At 41.3% G+C, this 1,290-nt stretch carries 1 pseudogene; it reads right to left on the bottom strand.

Going from position 1 to position 1,290, the window contains the following annotated elements:
- Positions 1-1,290: pseudogene (locus ACIR131C_RS23000) on the bottom strand (DUF4347 domain-containing protein); the annotation flags it as partial.

Here is a 1,290-nt window from a genome sequence, read left to right as displayed (position 1 = left end):
TTAATATCCAAGTGATAGAAGATTCAACGGTATCTATGCCACCATTTAAACCTTCAGCAATGACATCACCCACATTATCTACCACATAAGTGTCATTTCCTTTACCACCGATTAATAAATCTGCACCTACTCCCCCGTTCAGATAATCATTACCGTCTCCAGCGATTAAAATATCGTCTCCTGTACCTGCTTTAATCCAATCATTACCAGTAGTACCATCAAAACTGATAGTACCTGTAAAGCTGCTTAAATCAAAGCGTTCAAATCCGAATACTGTTGTCCCAGGAATATCTAATTGATTAGTGGTGTTACTGGCATCTATGTAGATAATATCATTATCTGTTCCGCCGCTGATAATTAAGGTATCTGTGCCATTACCAGCTTTGATGGTGTCATTTTGTTGTAAATTGGCAAAGGTACTGGTGATGGTGTTTTCTCCATAGTCAGCATCTATGATATCTTGTTGGGCTGTGGTGGTGAAACTGTCGTTATCGTTAAGGTCAGTTACTCCAATGGTTAATTGTTTTTCAAAAAATAACCCACCTTGGTCAGTGGTTCTAACTCTAATGCTGTAACTGTTTTTCGCTTCAAAGTCAAATACAAAGTTGGTTTTGAGTTGATTATTGGTAATAGTGAATAAACTATTATCCGTTGCACCGTCTCCGGTGACTAAACTATAGGTAAAGGTGTCTCCTGTATCTAGGGCTGTGGTGGTGAAATTACCAACAACTGTACCAAGGGCTTGGTTCTCAGCAATTGTAATGGTGGATAGGGTGATGTTTGTGGGTGCTTGCTTTCCTGAAGTAAATTCACTGACACCAATAATCTTTAAACCACCGTGAGCATCAGCAACATAAGCATAGTTACCGACCACTTGCACACCAGAAGCAGAGCCAGAAGTATCATAATTACCCACTAGGGTGGGTGCGGCTGGGTTGCTGATGTCTATGATTTGCAGTCCTGAATAATGATCAGCCACATAAGCATAGTTACCGACTACTTGCACACCATGAGCAGATTCAGATGTATCATAATTGCCCTTGAGGGTGGGGGTAGTGGGGTTGCTAATGTCTATGATTTGTAGTCCTAAATAACCATCAGCTACATAAGCATAGTTACCGACCACTTGCACACCCCTAGCAGAGCCAGATGTATCATAATTGCCCACCAGTGTGGGTGCAGCTGGGTTGCTGATGTCTATAATTTGTAGTCCTGAATCAATTTGTAGTCCTGGATCATAATCAATCACATAAGCATAGTTACCGACTACTTGCACACCACAAGCCCAGC

The sequence above is a fragment of the Dolichospermum circinale AWQC131C genome, assembly GCF_000426905.1.
GTDB classification, from domain to species: domain Bacteria; phylum Cyanobacteriota; class Cyanobacteriia; order Cyanobacteriales; family Nostocaceae; genus Dolichospermum; species Dolichospermum circinale.
The sequence above is the reverse complement of the archived record's forward strand: the minus strand, read 5'-3'. Positions and strand labels throughout refer to the sequence as shown.